Raw genomic sequence first — 26091 nt, 5'->3', positions numbered from 1 at the left:
GCTATCGATATTATGTTGCCCTGCAGCGATGGGGCAACCATTGGCCTTACAAGGTAAATACCTGCCATTTATTACCCAAAGATATTGGTTTAACGGCTATAAAGTCTTTCTCTTCTGTCTGCTGGTGTTAAACTGGAAAGTGTGATCTTCATCATAACCTGCTTAAACAGAGAAAAGAGACACTGCTATGCAACATATCATTGAGGGCTTCCTCAACTTCCAAAAAGAGATTTTCCCTCAACGTAAGGAACTCTTCCGCAGCCTGGCATCCAGCCAGAATCCTAAAGCGCTTTTCATCTCCTGCTCAGACAGTCGCCTGGTACCAGAACTCGTCACACAGCAAGAGCCAGGGCAGCTTTTTGTTATCCGCAACGCCGGTAATATCGTGCCTTCCTTTGGCCCGGAGCCAGGTGGGGTATCTGCGACTATCGAATACGCGGTTGTCGCATTAGGCGTGACGGATATCGTTATCTGTGGCCACTCCAATTGCGGCGCGATGAAAGCCATTGCCGAAAGTCAGTGCCTGGATCCGATGCCTGCGGTCGCCCACTGGCTGCACTATGCCGATGCCGCTAAAGCGGTGGTCGATAAAAAAACCTGGGATAACGAAACCGATAAAGTTAACGCGATGGTAGAAGAGAACGTTATCGCTCAGTTGAACAATATTAAAACGCATCCTTCAGTTGCTGTTGGGCTACGTAATAATGCACTGCGTCTGCACGGCTGGGTGTACGACATTGAAAGCGGCGAAATCCGTACTCTGGATAAAAACAGCAAAGCCTTTGTTTCGCTGGCAGATAATCCGCAGGTACATTTCGAATAAATCCTCAACTGGAGCAGGGATGCTCTGGCAACGTCATACCTCCCCCCCACTATCTCTGCTAGTGGACAAAAATCACTGTTGCTACTAGCTTTTACACTGGCGATGAGTGTAGCCGTATTGGAACCAGCAGCAAATTAAGCGATAAAAAGGAGCAGTTGCGAATGCGAACGAAAAATAACAGACTTATTAATATGTTATTCTTTCATGAGTCGTGGGACACTGTGATCATTAAAAATGACGGCCCTCATACATTCCCCACCAATACGCTGGACATCCTTACTAACACCAAGGGACAACAACTCAAAAAAAAATATACCTTCCAGGCCGATCCTTTCATTATTGAAAGGGACAATAAAGTATATGTTTTTTATGAAGCATTAAGTTTTCGTAATTCTAAAGGAATATTACGATGTCGCATACTTGATGCTAATTTGGTTGAGCTTGATGATGTAAAACTCGAAGGTTTTGATAACCTAAAGTGCCATTTATCATTCCCTTTTTTATTTTACAGTCATGATCAACTCTTCATGATCCCTGAGTCCTCCGAAAGAAAAGAAGTTATCTTATTCCAGTCCATAGATTTCCCCGTACGCTGGCAGCAAGTAAAAGTATTACTGTCTGACATCGCATTAACAGATAATGTTCTTTGTTCGCACAATGGGAATCTCTATCTTTTATCCACCACGATGGATGATGAGTTAACGATTCATACAGCCGCGGAGGTAAATGGGCCATGGCAGAAAATAACGCCAGCATTACACGTATGTAATCAACACCATCGGGGAGCGGGTTCGCCACACTGTATAAATAATAAAATGTACATCCTCACCCAGGAGTGTACGCCAGAGACTTATGGAAAGTCAGTCTATATCAAAGAGTTAAACACTCTTGACGCTGCCACATTTGATGAGAGTCTGGTTGTACAAATAAACGCCAGCATCAACCAAAGCGAAGGGGTACATACATTAAATTTCACTGGCAACTATATTGTTTATGATACCAAGATAAACCGGTTTAGCTTTTTAGCCATACTTAAAAAAATATCATATAAGTGCATGGTGAAATACAGGAATTTTTACCTTACCAGACGCCACCAATAGCGTTTTATTTATGGCAGTGGCATTGGTAAATCAATGGTCGTTTGCATAAAATTTATCTGGAGACTGTATGGCAATTCTAGTCACAGGTGGCGCTGGTTATATTGGTTCACATACCGTGCTAACCCTTCTGGAGAGAGGAGATGACGTCATCGTCATCGATAATCTCTCGAATGCCTCTCAAACATCACTGAACAGAGTCGCAGAACTCACCGGAAAAGAACCCGTCGTTTACATTGCTGACATCCTGGATCGGGATACTTTGAAAACAATTTTTTCCCGTCATAGCATCACCGACGTTATTCATTTTGCGGGACTAAAATCGGTTTCAGAGTCAATAAAAGAACCTCTCGCCTACTATGAAAACAATGTCACAGGAACGCTGGTTTTGCTTTCTGAGATGTTAACCGCAGGAGTTAAGAACTTTATATTCAGTTCTTCCGCAACGGTATATGGCGAACCGGAAAACGTGCCGCTAAGTGAAAAGTCACGTACAGGCGGTACAACTAATCCGTATGGCACATCCAAATTTATGGTCGAGCAAATTCTGGCGGATTTTTCGCGCGCACAACCCGAGTTTCGCATCACCTGCCTACGCTATTTTAACCCCGTTGGCGCTCATCCTTCAGGCCGGATTGGTGAAGATCCTAATGGGATACCTAACAACCTGGTACCCTACATTTCACAGGTTGCGATTGGCAAACTTGAAACCGTGTCTGTATTCGGTAATGACTATCCGACCCCTGACGGAACAGGCGTGCGTGATTACATCCATGTTATGGATCTGGCAACAGGTCATTTAGCGGCACTGGATTGCCAGGATAAAGGCGAGTCATTCAAAGTTATCAATCTGGGTACCGGAGTCGGTTATTCCGTCATTGATCTCATTGAAGCCTTCGAAAAAGCGGCGCAAACAAAAATCAATTATAAGATAGTAGCGAGAAGGCCCGGTGATATCGCCGAATGTTGGTCGGACCCGTCGTTAGCACGAGCAGAGCTAGGCTGGCAGGCCATCTACGGACTTGATGAAATGATGCGTGATACGTGGAACTGGCAAAAAAACAATCCTGACGGATATCACGAGTAATATTTAACCCGCAATGCGCCTTACTATTGGGCGCATTGCGGCTGCAGGCTAACGTGCGGTAATCGACGACACTCGATACCAACCGCTGCTCTGTTTTCCTTCATTGGCAAAGTTAATTCTGGCCATGCCAGACTTGTCCACAATAGCAACCTCAAGATGGTACATCCCTTCCGGCAACGCACCTGGCATTGGCAACTGATAATTCAGCAGATGTTTTCCGGGCAACCAGCGACGAATATCTTCCGGCACATTCCCTTGTGCAATAACTTTATTGGCATCATTAATAATGCGAAATGACAGGGTGTAAGGAAGATAAATAGGCGCGATACCATCGTTATACCATGTGCTGGTCAGTGCCAGGCTTTGTCCATTTTGCCATACTGACTCGTGGCTCAGGGAGGCTAAACGAAACCGGTAGCCCAGCTTTGTCAGCGCATCATCGACAATCGGCCGATATTCACTGGGGACCGCTCTCGATTTCAGGTTGATCGTACTGGCGTGCTGCTTCACCGCCCAGTCAAAAATCCCCTGCACTTCAGCCCGCGTATAATGGTAGGTCTTCTCCCATTCCGGCATATATGAACACATTTCCAGACTCACTGGCGCTTTCTTCCAGGCATCATTAAATCCTGAAAAACTTGTCTGCGCCGCCAACAATCGTTGTGGATAATCATCGTGCATATGATTCCAGGTATCGGAAAACACGCGCAGGTCGCCCCAGCAGTCCGCGCGCCATCCAGCCCCTAGCGCCACCGCATTCGCCAGGCTTTGACCACCACTCATCAACATAATTTTCGGGGTAACAGGAAAAGCAGAAAAATGCATGGCGACGTAACGATCCAACTGAGCCGTCGTGTACCTCTCCAGCAGTGGTTTCAGCGTCGGAAAGTTGCTGTTATGCCACTCTCCCCATGCCCCTACCATGCCAATATCCACAAAAGCCAGATTCTCATTACCATCGTAACGCTTACCAAAGGCATTCAGCAGTCGCTGACTGTATTCAATAAACAGGGGATCATCTAAATCAGGGGCGAAGGTTTTATGATCGGGCGTCCATGTTCCTTTCACTCCTTTTTTAATCAACCAGTCAGGTATTTGCGGACCACTTTCCGGCTCTGCAAGCGCCATAAACCGCAGCCCTACATTCATCGCTGGCCGATGTGCGGCTGCGTATTTGAAAGCATCATCAACAAGTGCAAAATTGTACTGACCTTCGACGGGCTCCAGTTCTCGCCAGTAAAAACGCTCATATTCAAATCCGGTATCAGGGTAATCAGCCAGGCCCAGCTTTTCGCCATATCCCTGATGAAAACTGGCAACCCCAATACCAGGATTCGTCAAAGGGCCGGTCAGTGCTTGGGGCGTTACGGTCGTTAATGTGGCCATTGCCGCCAGCGGAAAGAACAAACACAACAGTGCAGAAACCCATTTACACTTCATCGCAGCAACGCCCTCAGCAGTCTGTTAACGCTAGCGGTCTTTCAGGCTTAACCACCAGTCCCAAATACCAACGTGGAAATTGTGGAAAATATCGATACCCAATGCAGATTTGATCATATACAGCGTCAGCAATATACAGCTGGTGACAAACAGCACGGCAATCAGCAGCAAAAAAGTGAGCAAGATTCGCGACAACGTCGACTCCTGGCGATGCTGCTGACGTAAATCTCTGCCAAGCAAAAAAACCAGATAAAAACGTTTACCGAAAAAAGGGAAACTTCTGCGGATATCAACCTTGTGCCTTGCGCCCAGGGTAATGGCGAGGACCGCTTTCTCTACCCCCGCTTTTTGTTCCGGAGTTAACTCTTCCGATATCTGCGGATCAAGCTGAGCATAAAATCTCTCGATAGCGGGGGGACGTGTTTGAGGACTGGTCAAAATTAACCTATATCTTTATCGATTGAGTGATAGACATTGACTGTTTTTCTGGCGATTTCGTGCCAGTTATAATTTTGCAAATATACACTATAGTCAACGCTATTAGCTGCTGCCCACACAGCCATTTTCTCAGCCAGATTAGTCAGATTCCCCACCTTAAAATACGCATCTGGAGGCAATTTGACCTCGAGGTTAGCAGGAATATCGCTCACCACAGCTGGCAGGGAGAATGACATAGCTTCCAATAACGCTATCGGCAATCCTTCATGGTACGAAGGCATCACGAACAGTTTTGCCTGCGAAAACACCGCCTGCAGCTCATCACCTCTTAAAAACCCAGTCATTACTACGCCAGGGGTATCGGCAGCAAGCTGCTTGAGTCGAATGCTGTATTCGGTCGGATGATCCGCATCACCAATTAATACTAATGGCAGTTGCAAACCGCTTTGTTGATAAGCGGAGATAGCATCATGCATCCCTTTTTCTTCAACGAATCGTCCAACCACAACTAAATAGTTTTTCGCTTCGAGTCCGAAGCGGGAAAGCGTGGTGTGAAGAGTGTTATCTGATAATAACCGGGGTTCATTGACGCCGTTGTAAATCAAATGTGCATCATAGCGGCCATGTTTTTTCTGGATCAGTTGGTTAATAACCTCAGAAATAACAATCACCTCGCTGGCATATTTCACCGCCCAGCGCTCACCGAGCAGCAATATTTTTTTGGCGACATATCCCCATTTCTGCCGATCGTAGTCAGGCCCATGATGGGTGAAAACTACCTTCTTACCTAACAAACGCAATAAAGGAATAACTAGTCCAGGACCAATAGCATGTACGTGCACAATATCCGAGCGGTCTATGCAGGTTCTGAACGCCGCTAAAACGGAATGGACAATCGCTTCCAGCGAGCGTTTTTTAGGTGCCCACAATGCATAAGTTTCAACTTTCTTATAGGAAGACCGTTTGTAATTCACATACGGCGAGCGGGCGATGACACAAATATCAACATCAAACTGCTGTTTAATAGCAGGATAAAGATTCTGGCAATGCGTTTCCACACCGCCCAATACATCTGGGATCCCACGAGTACCAAACACCGTTATTTTTTTGCTCATCTTATGGCCTGCTTAAAAGTTCTTTATATAACGTCTGTAGCGTCTCCATATGCTTGTCGAGAGCATATTTTTCACTTAGACGTTCACGGCCATGTAAGCCCATCACCCGAGCTTTCTCAGGATCCTCTACAAGGGTATCCATCGCCCCCGCCAGCTCCTGTGCATTGCCCGGCTCAAATAAGATCCCTTCAATACCATCGCGAATTTGTTCTGGAATGCCGCCAATGCGCGACCCAATCACCGGCTTCGCAAATGCCATCGCCTCTAACACCGCCATCGAGCAGTTTTCATAACATTCAGAAGGGAGGATCACCACCCTGGCTCGTTTAATCAGATTATCCAGCGCCTCTCCCTGCTGCACGTAACCTAAAAATTCAACATCCGGGTATTTAGCAACCAACTCGTCATACAGCGGACCGTGACCGACAATTTTCAGTGTGGCTTTGTTACGCATTTTTTGATGAGCCTGCAGCAACGTTGCCACCCCTTTCTCACGACTCAAGCGACCAAAGTACAGCACGTAACCCTCATCGTTTATCTCACCGACAGGCTGGCTGTCATCAACGCCATTGACGATCACATCAATACGGGAATTCGGCAGGGTACGCAGCAAAATACCGCGCAAGAACTTACTGGGTGACACGATCACATCCAGTGCCTGATAGTTTTGCGCAATATATTGCCAGGTAGCCTCTAAAGAGAGCAGTAAACTCTTCGAGGCAGAGCCTTCCTGGCAGCGATATCTGAAAGCATTAAAAACTGTCCCGGTGATACAGGCATCACAAACCTTACCCTCACGTAACATTGAATACGAGGGACAAACAATCTTATAGTCGTGCGCAGTCAACACCGTTTTACAGCCAAAATTGCGCGCCACTTTAATCAATGCCGGCGTCAACTGGTGGTAGATATTATGAAAGTGGACGATATCCGGGCGTTCTTTTTGTAATAACGCCAGCATTTTTTTACAGGCTTCAGCGTTATGAATAAAGCTAACTGCCGTTTTGATACCGCCCAGCAGACTACTGTCTTTATGATAATCCACATTACCGACGAAAAAATCCGCATAATCAGAAGGGAAATTCTTTTCATGCTGCATGGAAAAATCAATCACCTGCACGCCAGCTTTTTTCAGCATGCTTCGTTCCTGAAAATAAACCGTTTCCGCCCCACCCTTAATGAAGAAAAACTTGTTAACCAATAAAATTTTCATCACATCTGCCCTGTTTATTCATGAATGATTTTACTGTTGGGCGGAGTCAGCGGATCGCGTACCGGATAAATACACCCTTTGAGCAACCCCGCTGAACGAACAACCATATTTATTACGCTTTGTAACCCATCGCTTAGCGAGCGGTTTTTCACTATTTTCAACAGGGTAAATACCAGTAATGGCAGAAGTGCAACCGCCATGACTTTACCGCTAAAAGTGAGCAGTGCAGCGAACAACAAAATAAGATAGAGGGCAAATACGGCCTCATTCCTGACTATTTTTAGTGCCCCCATAAACCAGGGTTTCCCCCAGCTACAGCGCAACAGCTCGCCTGGCGCCTGGTAATACCTTGTTTTCCACCGATGCATCAGCATCTTAAACGTCGGCATGGTATGTGAAGTATGGCTAAAATACGGAATATCCAGACGACGCAGTTTGTAACCTGCGCCAGTAATGCGCAGACCCAACTCAGCCTCTTCATAAGCATGTAAATTCCGGTTTGTCAGATAGCCTATTTTTTCTATCGCAGAACGGCGATACAACCCACCGCCACCTAAATGATCGCAATCCCCAATGGGATAAATTTGATTAATTCGTTGCTTACGGGATTTAAATTCATAGTTAACGGCATCATCCATTTCTACGGTCCCGGCAACACCCGCATATTCCGGTTCAGCCTGTAAAAATGCGATGGCCCGATCGATAAATCCTTCTTCCAGCTCCATATCGCCATCCATCAGCAACAGGTAATCTCCTTCACTAAAAAGATAACCCAGTTGATGCCCCACACCGCAGCAGCGATCGCCAGGATCGGTTAATGACACCACCGTCACCCCTTTATTTACCGCCAGTTGCTGGGTGTTATCGGTCGACAGGCTATCGGCAACAATAATTTTATGTGGGTAGCCTACGAGCTGTCGCCGGATACTATCGATCGTTTTCTCAATACCTTTTGATTCGTTGAGAGTCTTAATACTTACTGAAATAAATGGTTTATTGTCCATCCCATCCCCCTGCGCTGCGAAGAACGGTTCGACGAATCACTAAGCTTGAGCCCAGTGACAAATAAAAAAGGAACTGTAACATCGGCGTTATCATCAGTATTTGGCTGTAAGGTAAGCTGATTAAACAACTAATAGCAAAAGCGTTGAACGCTGGCGCGAAGCTCAACAACTGGAGATCCTGCTTATCCAGTTGCTCAAGCACCAGCAATGGTTTTGGCTGGCACACTTTCAGAATATAAATAAACAGACTAATAAAAAGCAGTGTGCCGATGACACCAATTTCCCAAAGAAGCATACTCAGAGAAGTGGAATCGAGAATTAAGTTATAAACAATATTCAAAAACCCAGGGGAGACTGTACTTCCGCTGTTTGTCGCATTAAGTCCGTAGCCAAATAACGTGCCCGACAGCCCCCACAGATCGTTATTTTTTAGCCAGAACAGAAACGTCGTAAAGCGCCCCAACTCACCGGTAGACATGACGTAGTTTGGGTCAAAAATATAGCTCAGAGAATCGATGAAAATGCTCAATGAGCTTTTCGTCGGGTCGGCGCCAAAAGCCGAAGTATAGTACCAGGCAAGAATCACAACCGACAGGCAGATAAGCAATAGCATACCCGCTACGATCAAAATCAACGTCTTGAAGTTAATCTTACTGACGTCTTTGACATAGCTCGGGGAGAGCCATACCCATACCAGGAATAGAGGTGAAAGCAGGATGACAAACTTCACTTCACCAATGATGCATAACCCTAGCCCGAGCACAATATGCAGCGCCATAGATTTAAACGTCGTCAGCCCGTGCTTATACTCCGAGAGTTTTAGCAACATGATTAACAGGCAAAACAACCCCATTGCTGCTGTATTCCCGCCGCCCATTGGGTCGCCGCCAAATGTACCCACTACGGAGTCCCATTTTTCATCTTCACCACGCTGAGCAACGCGCTGAGGAACCACCAGTAACACCTGATATATCATTACCGGAATTTGTACGTAAAACACCCAATACAAATATCGCGTGGCCCGATAAATCTGCGATTCCCGGCAAAATCCCAGTAGCAAACAGATCATCACCAGCGACAACGCAATTTCGTTTTTAAACGCGACAACCGCTACGGTTACTCCCCCCTGGAGCAGAGTTGAGGCCCCGGCCAGCACCAGAAAAGAGAAATACAGTGCCAGGATTATGGTTTCCTGCGCATCCAGTTGCAGCGGGGCATCCCGTGTCTGCATGACCATTAATCCGACCATCAGCAGCGTCAGAAAAAATGGGATCCACAGCACCGACTGCATACCAGTGAAATACTGCACCAGACCACACAGTATCAACGTAATAAAGGTATAGGCCTGTAAATAATATCCGGTATTCAATGTCATAATATCACCGGCTTGTCTTTCAGGAGATTGGCACGTTTGTTCATTTTGAGATAAATGAACGTATAACGAATAAAGGTCAGTGAAGAAAATAATATTACTGACGCTGCATAGTCATGATAAAAATAAGGCGTCACAACAAAAGCAATCAACACAATGGCCAGCTGTTCAAGCTGGATCCTGAGAAAATAGCGATGGGAACCAAATATCAGCTCAATCACCGTCAAAGGGCTGATCGCCAGCGCCGGAAACAAATAGGGCAACATGTAGCGCGAAGTCTCAATAGAGTTAATCCAGTCTTCGCTAAAACCAAGCCGCATCACAATCGGATAGAAAATAAACACCCCGAGAGTGCAAACAACCCCAAGAACCAAAAGCAGCATCCTTACCTTAGTATACTCTTGATAATTAAAGGTGTTGTTCCGGAAATCCATAGACCACTTTGAGAAAATCGTATTGCGTACTGCATTACCGATGATCACGACGGGTGCCAGACAGAACCGACTGACGACTGAAAAATAGCCCGCTGTCAGCGCCGAGAACCAGAAGTTAATTAACATGATCGGCAAGTTGCTGCTTGCCATCGCCAACACCTCGGCACTCCCGACCTTAGTGATATGGTGAATATGCTGTTTAAAAAATAGCAGGTTACTGGATGGGCGCAGATGCTTAACAGTCACTGAACGAATATCAAACGAATGTAAAATGCAGCTCGTCGTCAGCAGCATCATCGCACATGCCCACGACCAGTAGAACATCTGTACATGATGAGTGAGCAGCACTGAGAGCACCACTACCACTGAGACAGAAATTCGCTGAAATATCAGAAAAGAAAAATTTGCCGTCCGCAGTGACAAATTCTCTGATATTAAAACCCACGCATTTGAAAGCGACAGCAAATAGAGAAACAGGACGTTCTGATGAAATAACCATGCTGTTAATGCGGCATACGGCAGCGCAATTACCGCACTTTGCAGCAGACAAAACACCACATTTTGCGCCAGGTCCTCATCCTGCTGTTTAGGAATCAACAGCTGTGAGGCAAAGGTACACACCTGTGCCCCAACCACCGCAATGCTGTAGTTGAGCGCATAAAGCCCAACCTCAGCCATATCATACTTGTGTGAGATCAACCAGATAGACAGCGCACCAATCAACTGCGAGATGACTGATGAACCGGCTATCGTGGAAGCACTCTTCAGTAGACTCATACACGACCTGGCGTAGTCATCAGTTGGTCAGTATTAAAGTTCAGTGAACGCAGTCCCTCTTGCGTTTCAAGATTCTTTTCCTCGACCGCATTTAATACCGCGCCAATCACAACGCCCTGATTATCTTCAATCTTATCCAGCGCGCTGGCAATTGTCTCCGCTGAACCACTCCCGGCTTTCACGATGAAAACAACGCCGTCAACCGCCCGTTTAAGCAGTTGGATATCCTGGCTCTGATTCACCGCGGCAACATCAATAATAATGCGCTGGTATTGCGACTTGAGTTCGCGCATTAAGGGTTCAACACGTTCAGACGACAGCATCAGTAAAGAGGAGATCGTGGCCTTGCCGTGCGGAATAAAATCAAGATTCTCATTAATCTTAATACGCGTATTTTCCAGTACGGCTTCACCCCGCAGTAGTTCCGCCATGCCAGCCGATGCCGGGGTAGCAAGCTCAGTAGACAGACCATCATGATTAAAGAAGTCCGCATCAATAAGCAGTGTTTTCTGATCGAAGCTAAATGAACTCGCCAGCAGATTAGCTAACAGAGAGCGCCCTTCACCATGCTCCGCCGATGCCATCGCGACCGTCTGTAACGCGCGGTTATCTAACATTATCCGCGTGCGAATACCGTGAATAATATCGGCGTTCAACGGGTTCTTCAGGATCAGGTCGCGAACCTGTGCTCGCCCCGTTATACCGATGAAACGACGGATCTCACCCAAGGGTTCGATATTAAGGCGTTTTTTCATCCGGCTAAGGGTGCTAATCGAATTATCCATTGCCGCTTTAACGATGAAATACATAATGCTGAAAACGACCACCAGCATAACAATCATCACCAGCAGTAACGACTTATTCGGCTTAGCAGGCTTTAGCGGAGGAACTGCAGGATCATACAGCACCGCGTCAGCATTTACGCCGGAAAGCGACAACTCCTGAGTACGCTGGTAAAGCGTTTTATACAGATCTTCCATTTTATCCAGTGACAGTTTTTGGCTGTTGTAGATATCCCGTTTTGACGCCATTTTCTGGAATATCTCTTTCTGCTGCGCCAACTGCTGCCGGTAGTTATTTTCATCTGTCACCGCAGCCAGATATTGCTGACGTAACCCAGCTTTCAGTTCACCCAGTACCCGCTGCGTTTGATTTTGAATCGACTGAACGTCGGCTTCTGCTTTTAAGATGGTTGCGTGCTTAGGCCCATACAATTTTCTCTGTTCAGACAGCACGCGCTGTGCCTGAATCAGTGCAATACGTAAATCCTGAATCTGTGCATGGTCAGAAACAGAGGGCAGAGAAATGATATCCCCGGAAGACTTTCCGCGACCATTCACTTCGTTATAAACAGATTCCGCGGCGACACGACGTTGAGTCGCATCTGCCAGACGATTGGTTACAATACTTAATTGCTCTGTTTCAAAACCATCAATACCGCGGAACGTTAATAGCCCCGCATTTTTCAGGTAGTCATCCATCTCCGCTTTTTGTTTAGCAATTGACTTCTGCACCTCTTCCATCTTTGCAGCATTTAACTCTTTCGCTTTCTCTGCTTTCTCGCGCTTTTGCTCAACGGTGTAGTTGATAAAAGCCTGAGCCACGCCATTGGCTATCTCAGCCGAAAGCTGCGGAGAGGTAGATTCATAGGAAATGGACGCCAGATTAGTCGTGCGAATGCCGACGATCTTCAGGTCTTTCGACAACGTCTTCAGCGCCTGTTCGACCCTCAACTGCCGACTCTCACTGCTGTCAGCCCCGCCAGTACCCGATTTCTCACCATTGAAGTCCGGATTTTCATCCAACTTCAGATCGCGCACAGCCTGCTCCAGAATGATTCGTGACTGCATCAGAGCATATTGGGTTTCGTAGTAGCCACTGCGCGTTGAATCAAAACCATCAACCTGTGGAAACGGCGAAACATTATCAGCCTGGGCCTTAATCAGCACAGTCGCCGTCGAAACATACTTTGATGACATCATGCTGATTAATGGATAGGCCACCGCCCCCGCAACGATACCGGCAAGTGCGATTTTCCAGGCATTCTTTTTAAGTTCTTTGGCAAAGCGTGAGAAATCGACTGAGTTCTCTCTTTTCTTGCCGTTTTCCACTATAGATAGTTTCATCGTTAGAAGAACCCCATGCCAATAATCACGACGTCCCCAGGACGAACAGAGTGCGTTAAATCGACATTCTCAAGGAGCTGATTGCTACCAGCCAGTCGAATGTTGATATCTTTGCGGTCTGCACGGTCAGTAAATCCCCCCGCCTGGGCAATAGCTTTTTCTACGGTAAGTCCCGGCTCATAAGCGAATGCATTCGGGCTTTTCACTTCACCTGAAACGTAGAATTTACGGAATTCAGCAATGCTTACGGTCACCATAGGATTAACCATATAACCATTGCGTAAACGTTGAGATAATTCCGCACTCACCTGTTCAGGCGTTTTGTCTTTCAATGCGAGCACGCCAATATAGGGGAAATTTATTGAGCCACTCTTATCCACAATAAACTTCATCGTCATCTCCGGTTCCCCGTAAACAACGATATTGACAGTATCCCCGGCACCAAGTCGGTAATCCTCTGAGGTGACAGCAGGATCGTCCGTTAATGGTGGTCTGGACGTTGCGCATCCGACCAACAGGATACTGAATAGAAAAAACGCGCACAGTTCTATTATTTTCATTTTAGATCTGAACCTTAGCTTTAAGCATAATCATCGAATTATCATAACCTAACGTTCTTATGACTTCCTGATTGTCATTGGGACCGATAAAGAACGAGTCAGTATCCTTATTCGAATTTAATGTATCTAACTGATATTTAATCTCAAAATTAACAGACGGTGTGTAGTCATAGCTCATGGTTACACTGAAGACACCATTTTTATCATGTCGGTCCTTGTTTTGTTTCTTATAGTCTTCCATGGTGTAGGCATAGTCGAGAATGGTTGAAAAGCGTTCACCTAACCAAAAATGCTGGTAAGAAATCCCATACTCAGTCACTAAAATATAACCCCCAACTTCCGATGGATCTTTAATGCTTTGCGCGGTACGAGCGGTAAAAACAGACTGTTTTAACGGTTTCCACTCTCCCTTAATATCCCAGTTTAGACCATTAAAATCATGCGAGTTTGGGCTGTTTTCAAATGTTTTGTACAACCAGGCGATATTCATATCGACATTGGTTTTCCCCGTCAGCTGCGATTTCAGACCGTAAAGCAAATAATATTCATTACTGTCTTTTTCTGAGTTGTTATCATAGTGACGTTGGTTAGTAATAAAACTATAGCGAAAACGCGTTCTGGATGTGTATTGATCAAAAATCTCTGCAACCAGGCTATTTTCATGCCATTCCTGATCAAGGATGTAATTGTAAAAATCCTCACTGGTATCTTGCGTATCCTGCGTGTTACCGAAAGTCAGTTTTTTATATAACAACGCCAACTCCGCTTTACCACGTCCATCTGGCGCACCGTAGCTATAGCGTAATTCACTGTTGATAAAATTTGTCGTCAGCGGAGATGTAATTCCGTACTGCCGAAACTGGCCCGGCAGAAAACCTTCAGTGATATCACGACCACGATTTTCATGCCCAAGAGAATCTTCCAGATTGAGAGTTAAACCGTGCATTTGCCCATAACGCCAGGCACCGTTAAAACGGAAAAAATGATCGTTGTAGTTATCAGCGGAATCGCTTGAATAGTTACGGTAATCGCCGGAATACATCAGTAAATACTTATCCTGACCGCGCTCTCCGATCATACTCAGCACTGGCGCTGCGCTCTGAAATGAGGAACCAATAGCATCACTGTTATGTGGCTGATAAGTCACGTTATCATCATAACCGTAGTCCACAGCAACCTTGCCCTGGAAGTCGATCCCGGCAAAGCCAATGTGTGATTTCGGTGTTAAATCAGCCCATGCGGACTGCGATATCACGATTCCGGTAATAACTATTAATTTAGTATGCATTCTTACCGACAAATCCTTTGAAAATAGTTTTAATAATAATTTTTATATCCAGCCATAACGACCAGTTTTGAATGTATTCGATATCATACTGAACGCGTTTTTCCATCTTGTAGAGCGCATCAATTTCCCCACGAAACCCGTTAATTTGCGCGAGGCCAGTGATCCCAGGCTTAACTTTATGGCGGATCATGTAATTTTCTACCTGCTTACGGTATTGCTCATTATGCGTAACCGCATGCGGTCTTGGACCCACAATCGACATGCTGCCTTGCAACACATTAATAAACTGAGGTAACTCATCAAGCGACGTTCGACGCAAAAAACTACCAAATTTCGTCACTCGCGGATCGTTCTTCGTGGCCTGAATCACCGTGTCGGAATTCTCCATTACCCGCATAGAGCGAAACTTCCAGACTTTAATTTTTTGCCCACTCAAACCATAGCGGTCTTGTTTAAAAAATACTGGCCCACGTGAAGTGAGTTTGATACCAATAGCGATCGCTAACATTAGCGAAGAGATCATCACCATAATAATGCTGCCCAGCACCAAATCCTCAGCCCGCTTAATAAACGATCCGGCCCCTTCAAACGGGGAACTAAAGATACCGATAGTTTGCAGATTATGGATAGATCTCAACTTAGACATATTGTTACTGTAAGTATAAAAATCAGGCACAATATAGGTATCAACCGTGGTATCAGACATCATGGCCAAAAAATGACGAATACGTTGTAGCGCCACCATCGGCAACGCAATATAGATTTCATCTATATTTCCCAGTTTAGCCTCTTCAACCAGGTTGATCACCGGCCCTCTAAAGGGGCTTTTAATTCTGTTAACAAAATCACCGCAGCGGGATAAGCTGCGTTCATCATAAAAGGCCAAATCTAATTGGATATTGGAATATTCATTCATCAATGCATTTTCTGCAGCGAGGCCATTATCGGTAAGACCAATAATCGCTACGCGAACATTTTTCTTGGTTGAATATTTAAAAATGAAAAAACGAATGTAATATAAAAAAGGTAAGGGAAAGAGATACCAAAAAATAATAGCTGAACAAACTGGGTTGTCCAGTTTACTTAAGTATCCTAATGTCTGAGGTTCAGCCACCGCAACGCTGACTATCTCAATAGAAATAATCGCCAGCAAGGTACAAGAAAGCAGTCGTTTTTGATTACGTAAGCCAATGGTCTTTATTTTTTGCTGATACATTTTAGTATATTCAGCAAACAGCAGAAAAAAGGTAGAAAAAAGAACACTCAAAATAGCAACTGTCTTAAATGGCGCCATATTCAACAGATGTGCGCTAACAATCAACGTTAAGTTGATAACAATAAAATCGACCAGTTTTATAAATACTGGGTATCCTTGACTGCTAATCTTTAGCGAATTTTTCAGCATATCCCAGCCTATTATCTATTGATCTTTAATTATTTTTTGCTCTTTTCATGTTGCTAATTATATCACAAGTCAAAAAAACGCAATGGTACATTGTCAGTAAATGTAAAAAATAATGCTACACAATGTGACTCTGGCTCCATTGATAGTATGTATTTATATGATTTTTAAGGTTATTAAAAATATCAGCACTTGATTATCATTATCAAAAAAAATGATTATTAGCAACAAATCGACTATTGACAGATAACAATCCATAGACTATGGAATACCCACTTATGTATGATAAATATCATCTGTTTTTCCTTTTTTGCCCACCATTACTGCTAAGTTAATGCTCAACACAGAGAGAGTTATAAAAAATATTCTCCACACACCCATCCAATAAATAACAAAATGAAACCATTAAAATTCTAATTAATAATAAAGTTAATTAATTGGAATATATACCCAATAGATTTCGAGTGCATTGAGGCAGCTTGAAAGACCAGGGGTACAGACAGACGATAAACAGCATCTGTATCTCTTTCTTAGCACGATACGCTCAAAAACCGTACCCGTACGCTTAACCCTCCTAACGTCTCACTGCGAGACAGGTGTGGACGCGTATGGTGCAAACGCGCGATGTCATTCACCAGCGCCAGACCGATACCCGCTCCGGGAACATTGCCGACATTATCCAGGCGATGAAACGGCAACAGCGCCTGATGCATCCGATCATCATCAATACCGGGACCGCTGTCTTCAACCACCAGCACCACCGCTTCCCCTTCTCGTAGTAGTCTGGCAGTGACTATTTCCTGCGCTGGCGTATATTTCAGCGCGTTATCCAGTAGATTCCCGCACAGCTCACCAAGCAGAACCTCATCTCCTTCAATCCATACCGCGTCCTGTTCACCTTCATAACCCAGATCGATGGCTTTACTGCGCGCCTGCGCTAGACGAGTAAAACAGCTGGTTTGCACGACCTCATACAGATTGACCGGTGAAAAATGTCTTTCCCCCTGCTCCTTACGCTTTACCGCGGAAAGCTGCAGTAGCCTTTCTGTCAGTTGAATGGTGCTATCCAGCGTCGAACTCATCGCTTGTAAACTCTCATACCACTGCTGCGGCTGTGGGCTGGCGAGGGCTACCGCCGCCTGGGTTTTAAGCACTGCCAGCGGAGTTTTGAGCTGATGAGATGCATCTGCGCTAAAGCGTTCCTGACGCGAAATAAGCGCGCGTAGCCGATCGATATAGCGGTTGAATGCCACAATCAGCAGACGGGTTTCCGACCATGGCAGCAGCTCCGGCAACGGCGTCAACAGCCCCGGTTCACGGCGCACCATCAATGATGACAGCTGGCGCATGGGACGTAATACCCGACGAAGCAGCCAGCCGACCAGTACCAGCGTCAGTAACACCAGCAACCCTTGAGAAACCCATGAGGAAAAGAGCAGTTGCCCCGCCAGATAGCGCCGCGATTGCAGCGTTTCAGCGACATAAATCTCCGCCATACCAACGATTCCCCCTTCGTTCACCGGCTGGAGAAGACGCGCCACGCGGATAGCCTCCCCGCGATACTCAGTGTGATAAAACCACGCCAGCGCCGGATAAAGCCGGGTGCGCGATGTAGCTGGCGGCATCGCAGGTAAATCGTCATAGCCGGAAATTACCTTCCCCGCCGGATCAACCACTTTGTAATACAGCCTGTCATTCATGTTCAGTTCAAAGCTGTCCAGCACCACCCATGGCACATTGACTTCGAGCTGTTTATTACGAACCACAAGTCGCTCAGACACCGTTCTGGCCGATGAGAGCAGCGTCCGGTCATACGCCTGCGTCGCTGCCTGTAGAGCGCTAACGTAGCTGTTAAACGCCGACAGTCCCCACAGCAGCAACAGCGGCAAGCCAAGAAACATTAATAACTGCAGGTACAGCGACTGGGGCTTAACCCACTTCATCACAGCACTCCAGCACATAACCCAGGCCGCGCAACGTCGCGATCCTCACATCGCTCCCCTGCAGTTTTTTACGCAGGCGATGGATATACAGTTCAATGCTTTCAGGGCTGACCTCATCGCTCAGACTGAAGACCTGTTCAAACAGTTGCTGGCGCGAAACCGGGCGTAATCGCCGGTACATCAGCACCGTCAGCAGCGCCTGTTCACGCGGCGTGAGCGCCAGCGGCTGCCCCTGCAACAGAAAATAACCTTCATCATGAAATGCCAGTTCCCCCAGTTGCTGTATACCTTGCACCTGGCCTGCGCTACGTCGCAGCAGTGCCCGCAGTCGCGCATCAAGCTCTTCAATTTCAAACGGCTTCGCCAGATAATCATCGGCCCCGACGTTCAGCCCCTTCACTCTGTCAGCCACTGCGCTACGCGCCGTCAGCAGCAGAACCGGGAGCGTCTGCCCGCGTTTGCGCAGTCGCTGAACGACTTCCAGACCATCCAGCCCCGGCATATTGATGTCCAGAACCGCCAACGCATACGTTTCGCTATGCAAGAGATGATCGGCGGCCTGCCCATCAAAGACGCAATCGACAGCAAAACCGTTTTGTACCAGCGCTTTCTCCAGCCAGTGAGCCAATTCACGGTTATCTTCCGCTAATAAGAGACGCATATCACATCCTGTAAAGTTTCTGCCGCATTGAAAGGGAATTGAAAGGTTAATGTTTTAACAATCATGCAACCGAACTGCTACACATCGGCTCACATAATCACAAAAATCTTCTTTCGTACCCGAAACTCCGGTCGCCCGGCGCGAGGATAAATAATGAAAAAACAATTACTTCGTACCCTTACTGCAAGCATGTTACTGATGAGTACCGCTGTTCTGGCTGAACAAGCCCCCTCACGCACTGAATGTATCGCTCCGGCGAAACCCGGCGGGGGATTCGACCTCACCTGTAAGCTGATTCAGGTGAGCATGATGGAAACGGGTGCTATCGAAAAACCGATGCGCGTGACCTACATGCCCGGCGGGGTGGGCGCGGTAGCCTATAACGCCATCGTCGCGCAACGCCCTGCCGAGGCGGGAACCGTGGTGGCCTTCTCTGGCGGCTCGCTGCTGAACCTGTCGCAGGGCAAGTTTGGTCGCTATGGCGTCGATGATGTGCGCTGGCTGGCAAGCGTGGGAACTGATTACGGCATGATTGCCGTACGCAACGACTCACCGTGGAAAACGCTGAAAGATCTGCTGACGGCCATGGAGAAAGATCCCAACAGCGTGGTGATTGGTGCTGGTGCTTCTATCGGCAGTCAGGACTGGATGAAGTCAGCGCTGCTGGCACAAAAAGCCAACGTCGATCCGCACAAGATGCGTTACGTGGCGTTTGAAGGCGGCGGCGAGCCGGTGACTGCGCTGATGGGAAATCATGTGCAGGTAGTTTCTGGGGATCTGAGCGAAATGGTGCCCTATCTCAGCGGCGACAAGATCCGTGTGCTGGCAGTGTTCTCTGACGAACGTCTGCCTGGCCAACTGGCAAATGTCCCTACAGCTAAAGAGCAGGGCTATGACCTCGTGTGGCCGATCATCCGTGGCTTCTACGTCGGACCAAAAGTCAGCGATGCTGAATATCAGTGGTGGGTTGAAGCATTTAACAAGCTCCAGCAGACCGATGAGTTTAAAAAGCAGCGCGAACTGCGCGGTCTGTTCGAATTCAACATGAGCGGCAAGCAGCTCGACGATTACGTGAAGAAGCAGGTCACCGATTATCGTGAGCAGGCGAAAGCCTTCGGCCTGGCTAAATAACCGCAGGGACATTGATGATGAGCGATCGTATTTTTGCGGGTATCTGGCTGTTGCTCTGTATCGCCGGGCTGTTCATAGCCTGGCAAATCAGCAGCGAATACAGTTATGAACCGGTTGGGCCGCGTCCCTTTCCACTTGGCATTATCAGCCTGATGCTCCTGTGCGCCGTGGCGCTGCTGTTGCGTCATCCGGACACCATCAGTTGGCCTCGCCGCCACGTGCTGCAAAAACTGCTCACGATGGTGATTGTTCTGTTGATGTACGCCTGGGGGTTTGAATGGCTGGGCTTTCCGATTGCCACCGCCATTCTCACCGTGGTGATTGGCATGTTGTTCGGTGCCACCATTCCGGCTGCGGGTATTTCTGGCTCTGTCCTCGGCATTCTTCTGTGGTATGCCTTCGATCGGCTGCTTGACGTCACCTTACCTCTCGGCGCCTGGCTGAGTTAACGGAGAAACGATGGATACCTGGATATATCTTTCTCAAGGTTTTGCGGTGGCGATGACGCCAGAAAACCTGGTTATCGCCTTGATCGGCTGTTTTGTTGGCACCATCGTTGGGCTGCTGCCGGGCCTCGGGCCCATCAACGGCGTGGCGATCCTGCTGCCGCTGGCCTTCGCATTGCATCTGCCAGCAGAGTCTGCGCTGATCCTGCTGGCCACTGTTTATATCGGCTGTGAATACGGCGGGCGCATCTCCTCGATTCTGCTCAATGTTCCCGGCGATGCAGCCGCCATTATGACCGCGCTTGACGGCTATCCGATGGCGCAGCAAGGGCGCGGCGGCGTGGCGCTCTCTATCTCGGCGGTCAGCTCCTTTTTCGGCTCACTTATCGCTATCGGTGGCATCATTCTGTTTGCCCCAGCGTTAGCGCAATGGTCGCTGGCTTTCGGTCCGGCAGAATACTTTGCCTTAATGGTCTTCGCCATTGCCTGCCTCGGCAGCATGATGGCGCAAAACCCACTGAAATCATTTCTGGCAGCGCTAATCGGTCTCGGCCTTGCGACCGTCGGCGTAGATGCCAACACCGGGGTCTATCGCTTCACCTTTGACAGTGTCCATCTCTCCGACGGCGTGCAGTTTATCGTGGTGGTGATTGGGTTGTTCTCTGTCTCAGAAATACTGTTAATGCTGGAACATACCAGCAGTGGCCAGACGCTGGTGCGTAAAACAGGCCGCATGTTGTTTAACGCCAAAGAAGGTATGCAGTGTGTGGGCGCGACACTTCGCTCGTCGGTGATTGGCTTTTTTGTCGGTGTGCTACCAGGCGCCGGGGCGACCATCGCCAGCGCAATCACCTACATGACTGAGAAAAAACTCAGCGGTAACAGCGACAGCTTTGGTAAAGGGGATATTCGTGGCGTTGCCGCACCAGAAGCGGCGAACAACGCCTCGGCCTGCGGATCCTTTATTCCGATGTTGACGCTCGGTGTGCCTGGCTCCGGTACCACAGCGGTGATGATGGGTGCGCTGACGCTGTACAACATCACGCCAGGCCCGGCCATGTTCACCGAGCAACCAGATATCGTCTGGGGGCTGATTGCAGCGCTGCTGATTGCTAACGTGATGCTGCTGGTGATGAACATTCCGCTGATAGGTTTGTTTACCCGCATGCTAACCATTCCGCTGTGGTTCCTGGTTCCGGCCATTGCCGCAGTCTCCGCAGTAGGCGTTTATGCAGTCCACAGTACCACTTTCGATCTGGTGCTGATGGTCGCCCTCGGCGTACTGGGCTACATACTGCGAAAAATGCACTTCCCGATGTCACCGTTGATTCTCGGGTTTGTACTGGGGGAAATGCTGGAGCAGAATCTGCGTCGCGCGCTGTCTATCAGTAATGGCAACATAGATATTCTGTGGGCAAGCGGGGTGGCAAAAGTACTGCTGGTACTGGCAGTGATGGTTATCGTGATCCCACCCGTGCTGCGTCTGATCCGTAAGCGCCACAACAAGCCGCAGGTGGACATCGGTTAGTAAAATGACGCGCCTTATCCGGCCTACGATTGATCGCCACTGTAGGCCGGATAAGCGCAGCGCCATCCGGCATTTTTATTTTGAGCGTAAACCCTGCGTTCCTGCCAGGACATGCTCGACAAACTGCGTCAGCTTTGGCAGCGGGCGTAAATCCTGCCGCCACAGCAGATGTATCGGGCGCGGTTCAGGTGTAAAGCCCTCCAGTACCCGAACCAACCTGCCACTTGTGAGTTCTTCGGCCAGTAAAACCTCGGGCTGCAACAGCAGACCCGCCCCTGCGACCGCCGCCATACGCAGGCCGTGGCCATCATTACAACGCAGGATCGCATCGCGTTTCCATCTGACCTCCCCCTCCACGCCCGGAAGCTTCCATTCGTTGCGGGCCGTCCACACCGTGTGGGATAAACACAAATGATCCACCAGATCTGCCGGCGTTCGGGGCGTACCGTGACGGGCCAGATACTCCGGTGAGGCGCAGATCGCCATACGGTACGGACACAGGTATTTCGCCACTACATCAGTCTGATGAATATCACCAATCCGGATCGCCAGATCCACACCCTCATCTACCAGATCAACCATCCGGTTAGTCAGATCCAGTTCAAGACGTACCTCCGGCCAGGTCTGTAAAAAAGCAGCAGCCAACGGCGATACCACACATGCGCCAAATGAGGTTGGTGCGCTGATGCGCAGCGTGCCAGCAGGTACCAGCCGCAAGCGCTCTACCGAGCTTTCAGCTATTGCCACCTGCTCCAATACTCGTCTGGCTTCTTCAAAGTAAACCCGCCCGGCATCGGTCAAACTCTGGCGACGGGTATTACGCTCCAGCAGACGCGTACCGAGCTGAACTTCAAGCTGGGCGATATATTTCCCCACCATTACCGCCGACATCTCCAGTCGCGTTGCCGCGCCGGTAAAGCTACCGCTCTCCACCACGGCGATAAATGTTTCCATGCCGCGCAACTTGTCCATATTACAAACCTCTGGTTAGCAATCATCTAACTTTTAGCCAGTTTATCTGATTTCATTTTCATTAAAGAATGGTGGCTCACACTATTCAGGAGGTGGTTATGAAAATCGTCGTTATTGGTGCCAGCGGCACAGTCGGTCGCGCAGTCACAGAAGTATTGAGCCGTACACATGACGTTGTTCGCGTGGGCCGCACACAGGGTGATTACCTGGTTGATATCACTTCTCAGGAGAGCGTGCAGGCGTTGTTTGAAAAAATCGGTCGGGTAGATGCGATCGTATCCGCCACCGGCAACCTGTTCTTTGGCCCGTTGTCGACAATGACCGACAACGAATTTAATCAGGGGTTGCAGGATAAGCTGTTAGGTCAGGTGCGGCTGGCATTAACCGGGCAACACTATCTGAATGATGGCGGTTCAATTACGCTTATCAGCGGCATCATCGCTCATGAGCCGATTGCGCAAGGGGCAAGCGCTGCAACCGTCAATGCAGGGCTGGAAGGTTTTGTTCGCGCTGCTGCCTGCGAATTAGAGCGCGGAATTCGCATTAATCTGATCAGTCCCACCGTGCTGAGCGAATCCGCCGACGCTTACGATAGTTTCTTCCCTGGTTTTGAAAGCGTGCCCGCCGCTACGGTGGCAAATGCTTTTCGCCGCAGCGTGGAAGGCATACAAACTGGTCGCGTCTATAAAGTCGGCTACTGATATTTTGCTGCCGCTGCATCCTTTATCAGCGGCAGCATTATTAACTCATTGTTTTAAAACATTCCCTTCTTGATTTTCTTCCCTGCATCACACTTACCCTCACCTTTTATATTGTTAAAAAATTGTTGCTTTTGATCACAAATAATAAACAAAACAGTCCATTTTGTGCGCACTTTTCAAAAATGTAGATATTTTTAATTTATGGCTACGAAACGAGCATCGCCATGTCTCCCTGACAATCTACTGAGAGGATCGATTCTGATGAACGCACTGACTGCCGTAAAACCGAACGCTGAAGATCCAGCCCAGCACTACAGCGGTTTCACGCTGAAACCATCAGCCCAGTCTCCACGCCTACTGGAACTGACTTTCTCCGCCGAGACTACGGAGCAATTTCTGCAAGCTGTGGCACAGTGGCCGGTGCAGGCACTGGAATACAAATCTTTCTTGCGATTTAAAGTGAGCAAAATCCTCGACGATTTGTGCGGTAATCAGTTGCAGCCTCTGCTGCTGAAAACGCTGCTGGATCGTGCTGAAGGCGCACTACTGATCAACGCCGTGGGTGTTGATGACGTGGCGCAAGCAGAAGAGATGGTCAAGCTGGCAACGGCAGTCGCACATCTTATCGGACGCTCCAATTTTGATGCGATGAGCGGTCAGTACTATGCGCGTTTTGTGGTTAAAAACGTTGATAACTCAGACAGCTATCTGCGCCAGCCGCACCGTGTAATGGAGTTGCATAACGACGGAACCTACCTCGAAGAAATCACCGACTACGTGTTGATGATGAAGATCGACGAGCAGAACATGACCGGCGGTAATTCGCTGCTGCTGCACCTTGACGACTGGGAACATCTGGATCAGTACTTCACCCATCCGCTGGCACGCCGCGCTATGCGCTTCGCCGCACCACCAAGCAAAAACGTCAGCCAGGACGTGTTTCATCCGGTGTTTGACGTCGACCAACAGGGTCGCCCGGTGATGCGCTACATCGACCAGTTCGTCCAGCCAAAAGACTATGAAGAAGGTGTCTGGCTGAGCGATCTCTCAGACGCGCTGGAAACCAGCAAAAGCATCCTGTCTGTTCCGGTTTCAGTCGGCAAATTCCTGCTGATCAACAACCTGTTCTGGCTGCACGGTCGCGATCGTTTTACGTCGCATCCTGATCTGCGCCGTGAACTGATGCGCCAGCGTGGTTACTTTGCTTACTCCACCAACCACTACCAGACCCATCAGTAAGCGCGAAGGAAAATAGCGGATGTATGATTTTGTGATTATTGGCGGCGGCATTATCGGCATGTCGACCGCCATGCAGCTGATTGATGTCTATCCGGACGCCAGAATTGCGCTGCTGGAAAAAGAGTCCGGCCCGGCCTGTCACCAGACGGGCCACAATAGCGGCGTGATCCATGCCGGGGTTTATTACACCCCCGGCAGCCTGAAGGCACAGTTTTGCCTGGCCGGAAATCGTGCTACCAAAGCCTTTTGCGACCAAAACGACATCCGCTATGACGTCTGCGGAAAAATGCTGGTTGCCACCTCTGAACTGGAAATGGAGCGGATGCGCGCCTTATGGGATCGCACCGCCGCCAACGGCTTAGAACGCGAGTGGCTGAACGCTGAAGAACTGCGTGAGCGTGAGCCGAACATCACCGGACTGGGCGGTATTTTTGTCCCGTCGAGCGGGATTGTCAGCTACCGTGAAGTGACGGCTGCAATGGCGAAAATCTTTCAGGCCAGAGGCGGTGAGATTATTTACAACGCCGAAGTCAGCGCGCTGAAAGAACACGCTACAGGTGTAATCGTGCATACCCGCCAGGGTCAGGAATATGAGGGCGCGACGCTGATTACCTGCTCCGGCCTGATGGCTGACCGACTGGTGAAAATGCTTGGCGTCGACCCCGGCTTTATCATCTGCCCGTTTCGCGGTGAATACTTCCGTCTGGCGCCAGAGCATAACCAGATAGTCAACCATCTGATCTACCCCATTCCCGACCCGGCGATGCCGTTTCTTGGCGTTCATCTCACCCGCATGATTGACGGCAGCGTAACGGTAGGTCCCAACGCAGTACTGGCGTTTAAGCGTGAAGGTTATCGCAAACGCGATATTTCCCTCAGCGACACGCTGGAGATATTAGGTTCCTCCGGCATCCGCCGGGTGCTGCAAAATAACCTGCGTTCCGGCCTTAGTGAGATGAAAAACTCACTGTGCAAAAGCGGCTATCTGCGGCTGGTACAAAAGTACTGCCCGAGCCTGACGCAAAAAGATCTGCAGCCGTGGCCCGCGGGCGTACGTGCGCAAGCGGTATCGCCTGACGGTAAGTTGATCGACGACTTTCTGTTTGTCACCACGCCACGTTCAATTCATACCTGCAATGCCCCCTCTCCGGCGGCGACGTCGGCAATCCCTATCGGCGCACATATCGTCAGCAAGGTTCATGCGCTGCTGGAAAACCAGAGCAATCCCGGACGCACGCTGCGTGCGGCACGTAGCGTGGAAACATTACACGCCGCATTCACTCGTTAAACATTT

General features: G+C 48.5%; 23 protein-coding genes. 9 read left to right on the top strand and 14 right to left on the bottom strand.

Annotation, left to right across the window (positions count from 1 at the left end):
* The first annotated feature begins 187 nt into the window (after positions 1–187).
* The 3 genes from OGX98_RS15585 (at position 188) to galE (ending at position 3007) form a co-directional block, all read left to right on the top strand.
* Positions 188–823 carry a carbonic anhydrase gene (locus tag OGX98_RS15585; protein WP_045446462.1) on the top strand — a complete coding sequence of 212 codons (636 nt, stop codon included), beginning with the start codon at positions 188–190 and terminating at the stop codon, positions 821–823.
* A 161-nt stretch (positions 824–984) separates the two neighbouring features.
* The gene (locus OGX98_RS15580) at positions 985–1923 is read left to right on the top strand and encodes a glucosamine inositolphosphorylceramide transferase family protein (RefSeq protein WP_286595505.1); all 939 of its coding nucleotides are present in this window, start codon (positions 985–987) and stop codon (positions 1921–1923) included.
* A gap of 67 nt (positions 1924–1990) precedes the next feature.
* Positions 1991–3007 carry a UDP-glucose 4-epimerase GalE gene (gene galE, locus OGX98_RS15575; RefSeq protein WP_048220722.1) on the top strand — a complete coding sequence of 339 codons (1017 nt, stop codon included), beginning with the start codon at positions 1991–1993 and terminating at the stop codon, positions 3005–3007.
* 48 nt (positions 3008–3055) lie between these two features.
* Here the strand turns inward: galE and OGX98_RS15570 are convergent, their stop codons facing one another.
* The 13 genes from OGX98_RS15570 to tctD form a co-directional block, all read right to left on the bottom strand.
* Positions 3056–4447, bottom strand: a complete 1392-nt coding sequence (locus OGX98_RS15570; protein WP_286595504.1) for a DUF4832 domain-containing protein — start codon at positions 4445–4447, stop codon at positions 3056–3058.
* Positions 4448–4477: 30 nt separating this feature from the next.
* The gene (locus OGX98_RS15565; RefSeq protein ID WP_045446474.1) at positions 4478–4885 is read right to left on the bottom strand and encodes a hypothetical protein; all 408 of its coding nucleotides are present in this window, start codon (positions 4883–4885) and stop codon (positions 4478–4480) included.
* A 2-nt stretch (positions 4886–4887) separates the two neighbouring features.
* Complete coding sequence (locus OGX98_RS15560; protein ID WP_200012312.1) at positions 4888–6000, bottom strand: glycosyltransferase family 4 protein; 1113 nt, start codon at positions 5998–6000, stop codon at positions 4888–4890.
* A 1-nt stretch (position 6001) separates the two neighbouring features.
* Positions 6002–7213, bottom strand: coding sequence for a glycosyltransferase family 4 protein (locus OGX98_RS15555; RefSeq protein WP_045446480.1), 1212 nt, complete (start codon positions 7211–7213; stop codon positions 6002–6004).
* A gap of 14 nt (positions 7214–7227) precedes the next feature.
* Positions 7228–8217: a glycosyltransferase family 2 protein gene (locus OGX98_RS15550; RefSeq protein ID WP_286595501.1), complete on the bottom strand. Its 990-nt coding sequence runs from the start codon at positions 8215–8217 to the stop codon at positions 7228–7230.
* A complete protein-coding gene (locus OGX98_RS15545) occupies positions 8207–9592 on the bottom strand; it encodes a capsular biosynthesis protein (protein ID WP_286595500.1) in 1386 nt (461 codons plus the stop codon). Before OGX98_RS15545 ends, OGX98_RS15550 begins: the two co-directional genes overlap by 11 nt.
* Positions 9589–10800, bottom strand: a complete 1212-nt coding sequence (locus tag OGX98_RS15540) for a lipopolysaccharide biosynthesis protein (RefSeq protein WP_045446489.1) — start codon at positions 10798–10800, stop codon at positions 9589–9591. Before OGX98_RS15540 ends, OGX98_RS15545 begins: the two co-directional genes overlap by 4 nt.
* Complete coding sequence (locus OGX98_RS15535; protein WP_048220717.1) at positions 10797–12926, bottom strand: GumC family protein; 2130 nt, start codon at positions 12924–12926, stop codon at positions 10797–10799. The genes OGX98_RS15540 and OGX98_RS15535 overlap by 4 nt, the downstream gene beginning before the upstream one ends.
* Positions 12927–12928: 2 nt before the next feature.
* Positions 12929–13486, bottom strand: a complete 558-nt coding sequence (locus OGX98_RS15530) for a polysaccharide biosynthesis/export family protein (protein WP_045446495.1) — start codon at positions 13484–13486, stop codon at positions 12929–12931.
* A 1-nt stretch (position 13487) separates the two neighbouring features.
* Positions 13488–14774: an outer membrane beta-barrel protein gene (locus OGX98_RS15525; protein ID WP_286595540.1), complete on the bottom strand. Its 1287-nt coding sequence runs from the start codon at positions 14772–14774 to the stop codon at positions 13488–13490.
* Entirely contained in the window at positions 14764–16179 is a 1416-nt protein-coding gene (locus OGX98_RS15520) for an undecaprenyl-phosphate glucose phosphotransferase (RefSeq protein WP_045446501.1), read from the bottom strand. The genes OGX98_RS15525 and OGX98_RS15520 overlap by 11 nt, the downstream gene beginning before the upstream one ends.
* A gap of 527 nt (positions 16180–16706) precedes the next feature.
* Positions 16707–18119: a sensor histidine kinase gene (locus OGX98_RS15515; RefSeq protein ID WP_045446504.1), complete on the bottom strand. Its 1413-nt coding sequence runs from the start codon at positions 18117–18119 to the stop codon at positions 16707–16709.
* Positions 18106–18780, bottom strand: a complete 675-nt coding sequence (gene tctD / locus OGX98_RS15510) for a transcriptional regulator TctD (protein WP_045446507.1) — start codon at positions 18778–18780, stop codon at positions 18106–18108. The genes OGX98_RS15515 and tctD overlap by 14 nt, the downstream gene beginning before the upstream one ends.
* Positions 18781–18933: 153 nt before the next feature.
* Here tctD and OGX98_RS15505 point away from each other — a divergent pair, with 153 nt between their 5' ends.
* The 3 genes from OGX98_RS15505 to OGX98_RS15495 are packed head-to-tail and all read left to right on the top strand — an operon-like array spanning position 18934 to position 21885.
* Positions 18934–19911 carry a Bug family tripartite tricarboxylate transporter substrate binding protein gene (locus OGX98_RS15505; RefSeq protein ID WP_200012332.1) on the top strand — a complete coding sequence of 326 codons (978 nt, stop codon included), beginning with the start codon at positions 18934–18936 and terminating at the stop codon, positions 19909–19911.
* A gap of 14 nt (positions 19912–19925) precedes the next feature.
* Positions 19926–20360, top strand: a complete 435-nt coding sequence (locus OGX98_RS15500; protein ID WP_200012333.1) for a tripartite tricarboxylate transporter TctB family protein — start codon at positions 19926–19928, stop codon at positions 20358–20360.
* A gap of 10 nt (positions 20361–20370) precedes the next feature.
* Entirely contained in the window at positions 20371–21885 is a 1515-nt protein-coding gene (locus tag OGX98_RS15495) for a tripartite tricarboxylate transporter permease (protein WP_045446512.1), read from the top strand.
* 75 nt (positions 21886–21960) lie between these two features.
* Here the strand turns inward: OGX98_RS15495 and OGX98_RS15490 are convergent, their stop codons facing one another.
* Positions 21961–22857: a LysR substrate-binding domain-containing protein gene (locus OGX98_RS15490; RefSeq protein WP_045446514.1), complete on the bottom strand. Its 897-nt coding sequence runs from the start codon at positions 22855–22857 to the stop codon at positions 21961–21963.
* 98 nt (positions 22858–22955) lie between these two features.
* Here OGX98_RS15490 and OGX98_RS15485 point away from each other — a divergent pair, with 98 nt between their 5' ends.
* From OGX98_RS15485 to lhgD, 3 genes are all read left to right on the top strand, one after another.
* A complete protein-coding gene (locus tag OGX98_RS15485) occupies positions 22956–23558 on the top strand; it encodes a short chain dehydrogenase (RefSeq protein WP_045446515.1) in 603 nt (200 codons plus the stop codon).
* Between the two features lie 261 nt (positions 23559–23819).
* Complete coding sequence (glaH, locus tag OGX98_RS15480) at positions 23820–24797, top strand: glutarate dioxygenase GlaH (protein ID WP_045446517.1); 978 nt, start codon at positions 23820–23822, stop codon at positions 24795–24797.
* Between the two features lie 19 nt (positions 24798–24816).
* Positions 24817–26085 (top strand): L-2-hydroxyglutarate dehydrogenase, encoded by a 1269-nt coding sequence (gene lhgD / locus OGX98_RS15475; protein WP_200041876.1) that lies wholly within the window; start codon positions 24817–24819, stop codon positions 26083–26085.
* Positions 26086–26091 lie beyond the last annotated feature (6 nt).

The sequence above is a fragment of the Citrobacter sp. Cm046 genome (assembly GCF_030333065.1).
GTDB classification, from domain to species: Bacteria; Pseudomonadota; Gammaproteobacteria; order Enterobacterales; family Enterobacteriaceae; genus Citrobacter; species Citrobacter murliniae.
Note: the sequence above shows the minus strand (reverse complement) of the source record. Positions and strands in the feature narration are given on the sequence as shown.

Coding starts and splice junctions, on each gene's coding strand:
- OGX98_RS15585 (WP_045446462.1), top strand. CDS start 188: ATGCAACATATCATTGAGGGCTTCCTCAACTTCCAAAAAGAGATTTTC.
- OGX98_RS15580 (WP_286595505.1), top strand. CDS start 985: ATGCGAACGAAAAATAACAGACTTATTAATATGTTATTCTTTCATGAG.
- galE (WP_048220722.1), top strand. CDS start 1,991: ATGGCAATTCTAGTCACAGGTGGCGCTGGTTATATTGGTTCACATACC.
- OGX98_RS15570 (WP_286595504.1), bottom strand. CDS start 4,447: ATGAAGTGTAAATGGGTTTCTGCACTGTTGTGTTTGTTCTTTCCGCTG.
- OGX98_RS15560 (WP_200012312.1), bottom strand. CDS start 6,000: ATGAGCAAAAAAATAACGGTGTTTGGTACTCGTGGGATCCCAGATGTA.
- OGX98_RS15555 (WP_045446480.1), bottom strand. CDS start 7,213: ATGAAAATTTTATTGGTTAACAAGTTTTTCTTCATTAAGGGTGGGGCG.
- OGX98_RS15550 (WP_286595501.1), bottom strand. CDS start 8,217: ATGGACAATAAACCATTTATTTCAGTAAGTATTAAGACTCTCAACGAA.
- OGX98_RS15545 (WP_286595500.1), bottom strand. CDS start 9,592: ATGACATTGAATACCGGATATTATTTACAGGCCTATACCTTTATTACG.
- OGX98_RS15540 (WP_045446489.1), bottom strand. CDS start 10,800: ATGAGTCTACTGAAGAGTGCTTCCACGATAGCCGGTTCATCAGTCATC.
- OGX98_RS15535 (WP_048220717.1), bottom strand. CDS start 12,926: ATGAAACTATCTATAGTGGAAAACGGCAAGAAAAGAGAGAACTCAGTC.
- OGX98_RS15530 (WP_045446495.1), bottom strand. CDS start 13,486: ATGAAAATAATAGAACTGTGCGCGTTTTTTCTATTCAGTATCCTGTTG.
- OGX98_RS15525 (WP_286595540.1), bottom strand. CDS start 14,774: ATGCATACTAAATTAATAGTTATTACCGGAATCGTGATATCGCAGTCC.
- OGX98_RS15520 (WP_045446501.1), bottom strand. CDS start 16,179: ATGCTGAAAAATTCGCTAAAGATTAGCAGTCAAGGATACCCAGTATTT.
- OGX98_RS15515 (WP_045446504.1), bottom strand. CDS start 18,119: ATGAAGTGGGTTAAGCCCCAGTCGCTGTACCTGCAGTTATTAATGTTT.
- tctD (WP_045446507.1), bottom strand. CDS start 18,780: ATGCGTCTCTTATTAGCGGAAGATAACCGTGAATTGGCTCACTGGCTG.
- OGX98_RS15505 (WP_200012332.1), top strand. CDS start 18,934: ATGAAAAAACAATTACTTCGTACCCTTACTGCAAGCATGTTACTGATG.
- OGX98_RS15500 (WP_200012333.1), top strand. CDS start 19,926: ATGATGAGCGATCGTATTTTTGCGGGTATCTGGCTGTTGCTCTGTATC.
- OGX98_RS15495 (WP_045446512.1), top strand. CDS start 20,371: ATGGATACCTGGATATATCTTTCTCAAGGTTTTGCGGTGGCGATGACG.
- OGX98_RS15490 (WP_045446514.1), bottom strand. CDS start 22,857: ATGGACAAGTTGCGCGGCATGGAAACATTTATCGCCGTGGTGGAGAGC.
- OGX98_RS15485 (WP_045446515.1), top strand. CDS start 22,956: ATGAAAATCGTCGTTATTGGTGCCAGCGGCACAGTCGGTCGCGCAGTC.
- glaH (WP_045446517.1), top strand. CDS start 23,820: ATGAACGCACTGACTGCCGTAAAACCGAACGCTGAAGATCCAGCCCAG.
- lhgD (WP_200041876.1), top strand. CDS start 24,817: ATGTATGATTTTGTGATTATTGGCGGCGGCATTATCGGCATGTCGACC.